This window comes from Tropicibacter alexandrii (assembly GCF_003667315.2).
Taxonomy (GTDB): domain Bacteria; phylum Pseudomonadota; class Alphaproteobacteria; order Rhodobacterales; family Rhodobacteraceae; genus Tropicibacter; species Tropicibacter alexandrii.
Genome location: NZ_RCTZ02000049.1, coordinates 1 through 2921, shown reverse-complemented (window position 1 = coordinate 2921; position 2921 = coordinate 1). Strand labels below are relative to the sequence as shown.

At 53.7% G+C, this 2921-nt stretch carries 2 protein-coding genes and 2 pseudogenes; 3 read left to right on the top strand and 1 reads right to left on the bottom strand.

Annotated elements, in window-relative coordinates:
- On the top strand, window positions 1–225 hold a 225-nt coding region (locus D8Z78_RS24915; protein ID WP_206169735.1), incomplete at its 5' end, for a hypothetical protein.
- Window positions 226–434: 209 nt separating this feature from the next.
- Window positions 435–1103 (top strand): hypothetical protein, encoded by a 669-nt coding sequence (locus D8Z78_RS24275; protein ID WP_128910931.1) that lies wholly within the window; start codon window positions 435–437, stop codon window positions 1101–1103.
- Window positions 1104–1140: 37 nt separating this feature from the next.
- Here the strand turns inward: D8Z78_RS24275 and D8Z78_RS24270 are convergent.
- Window positions 1141–2148: pseudogene (locus tag D8Z78_RS24270) on the bottom strand (IS5 family transposase).
- Window positions 2149–2606: 458 nt separating this feature from the next.
- On the opposite strand from D8Z78_RS24270, the pseudogene D8Z78_RS24265 reads away from it, so the two are divergent.
- Window positions 2607–2855 (top strand): annotated as a pseudogene (locus D8Z78_RS24265) (transposase); the annotation flags it as partial.
- Between the last annotated feature and the right edge of the window lie 66 nt (window positions 2856–2921).

The following is a 2921-nucleotide window of genomic DNA, read 5'->3' as shown; positions in this document are numbered from 1 at the left end:
CCGACGGTGTCGCCCAGAGCCTCGCAGAAAACCGCGCCGCCTGATCAGGCCCCGTCACCCAAAATCCCGCATAGCTCCTGTGCCAAGATTGTGAACAACTTGGTTCACTACCCCAGTGAGCAACAGGATGCTCGTTCAAGGATTGCAGAGAACCGGCACAAGCTGTTCGGAGATCGATCCGTCATCATCGCGATCAAACCTGAACTACAGAACCCATCGCTCTAACCCGAGACACTGATCCTCACATTCAAAAAAATGTGCTTATCAGCTTCCGAAAGGTCGCCTTCAACTCAAAAACCTGATATGTTCGTCAAGACTAGACACGACGCGTGGAACTCAGTGCTGAAAAATTTATGTAACACGCTGTTATTGAACAACTTTCGCATGAGACCACCAGATTTGCCGTCGTCTGCGATGCAAACAATGGACGAACTATGCAGACCCACCTCAAACATTCTACGGTTCGTGCCCTTGGTTTTGTAGCTGCTTCTCAAGTTCTGTTCGTTCCTCTTGCACATGCCGAAACCGTTATAGAGCGTGTTCTGGCTGCTTATGATCAAGCTGTTCTGTCGGGCGTTTTTATCAATGCATCCGTGAGTTTCTATCATCCCTTGAGCCGTGATCCTGCTTTCATCGGGATTGATGGGGCAATAACAAACACACTATACGGCATAACGATGCCAGACATCGAATCTAGTGTTTACGCGGCTGAAGCATTGACGACTCTGGCGTCTGTAGATTTCGGCTATGAAGACGCTCTGGCAATAGGTGGAGTCAACACGGGCACAGTTTATCTTGATCAGATCAAGGATATCATCGCAGGTGTTTCTACAGGGGCAAACATGGCGGTAGATCAAGCCATGACCCAATCTGCATTTGCATCATCAACACGCCTTGGTCAGCTTGGTGCTGGCCCTGAAAGTGCTGTCTTGGTCATGAACATCGCTTCCAATGAGAATGCGATCCGGGGGCGTGTTGATAACCTGATTTTTCAAATCAGTGGGTCGATTGGTCGCATCACGGCAACGGCGATTGGGGCAGTCAATACTGGTGAGATCCAATCTGGGATTTCTTCTCTCGTCACAGATATGATCGGCCTTTGAAGGGCTTTTCGGGATGGGAGATTTCCAGTTCTAGTTTTCAACTTACAGCTGCTATAAGGCTTTGTTGCACAAATCGGTTTCTGAGCGCACTTCCCTTTTTCCCCGGACAGACTTTTCCTACGAGTTCTGCGACGGGTATGCCAAGGGCGGTGTAGCGGTTGAGCACCGCGATCCGGATTTGGAGTTCAGCGACTTGTCGGTCGAAGTCCCGGGCAATGACGCCTTGGACAAGAAATTTGACGCAGTGCATCTTCGTCTCTGCACTGCCTCGGCGGATGATACCCGGTCAACTTTCGCCACAAGGCACGTCCGAGATATCTGCAGGCCCTCACGGCTTCGTTTCGCGCGATGGCGCTCGCCGTTGTTGGCTTCCAAAGCTGCGCATTCTTCCGGGGAGGGATGATGGCTGCGGCTGCCCGAGCGGCAACCACGTTGTGGCATCTGCGCGTGTCATAGGCCCCACCAGCGGTGACCGTGGCGATCTTTTGATCCGGTGGGATTTGTTCCAGCAGGTCGGGCAGCATAGGTGCATCGCCGACTTTGCTTGTGGTGACGCCGACCGCGCGGATCTCCAGTGTTTCTTCGTCCAACCCGAGGTGAAGCTTGCGCCACAGGCGCTTTTTGCTTCCGCCATGCTTGCGAGCGTTCCACTCGCCTTCACCCTCAGCCTTGATCCCGGTCGTATCGATCAGCAGATGCAGCGCCCGGTTCCACCACAGTATGGGTTGGCAACGTGCAGCGTTTTCTGACGGCGGCACAGGGTGCTGAAGTCTGGAACTTTCCAGTCAAGCCCTGCCAAACGCAACAGGCTGTCGACGAAGCCCGTTGTTTGCCGCAAGGGCACGCCGAACAGTACCTTCATCGTCAGACAAACTTGGATCGCTGCGTCGCTGAACTCGGGTTGACGCCCCCACTTGCCTGTTGGCGGCGCATGCCTCGACATCTTGGGATCAAACCAGATTGATAGCGAACCGCGCTGCTTCAGCGCCGCGTTGTACGAAGGCCAGTTCCTGGTCTTGTACTTCGTAGGGGACCAACTGCTCATGGCAGTCAGCTATCACGCTGTATTCACGAGATGAGTCCCTCACGCCATTTGTGCAACAAAGCCAATCCGTTACGAAAGATGTCCAAAAGTCTTTCTCTCGTCCATCGCGTCCACGGTAACCGTCGTCATTGAGTATGAATCCCGACACTAGACAAGGAAACCCTTTGAGACCATTACCCAAAAACCACGCCAGTTGGGGGACTGGCGTGGTGTGGAGCGCGGAGCACAGGGTTTGGGGCAGGCTCTGTATGCCGCAGGAACACGCGGCGCCTCCGCCTCGCGCCCACCGTAGAAAAAGGGTTTTCTTTCGTCCATATATCTTAAGAGCAGAAAATTTATTCTTTCTGATACTTAATCTGTCATTGAGATAGTCGCTGTTGACAACAGGGTTTCACACCGAGTGTGTGGCGTGATTCAAGCTGGTATCTGATGTGGAGACCAGCTTGGCACGAGACTTGATGTCGGACGAGGAATGGGCGTTCATTGAACGATTTATCCTGGCGGTTCGTGCGCCGAACGGGCGCAAACCGACCGACCACTGCCTTGTTCTTGATGGAATTTTCTGGTTCGCTGGCACCGGCGCTCCGTGGCGGGACTGGCCCGAAGAATTCGGCAAATGGTCGAGCGTCTACCCGCAGTTCCGACGCTCGACACTGGTGGGTTTCTGGGAGGACATCATGGACGCCCTGAACCAGAGCAGCGCAGCTCGGCTATTTGGACCTGTCGCGGTTTGATGCCGCTCCTTTGATAGCATTTACTGCGACAAAGGAGAC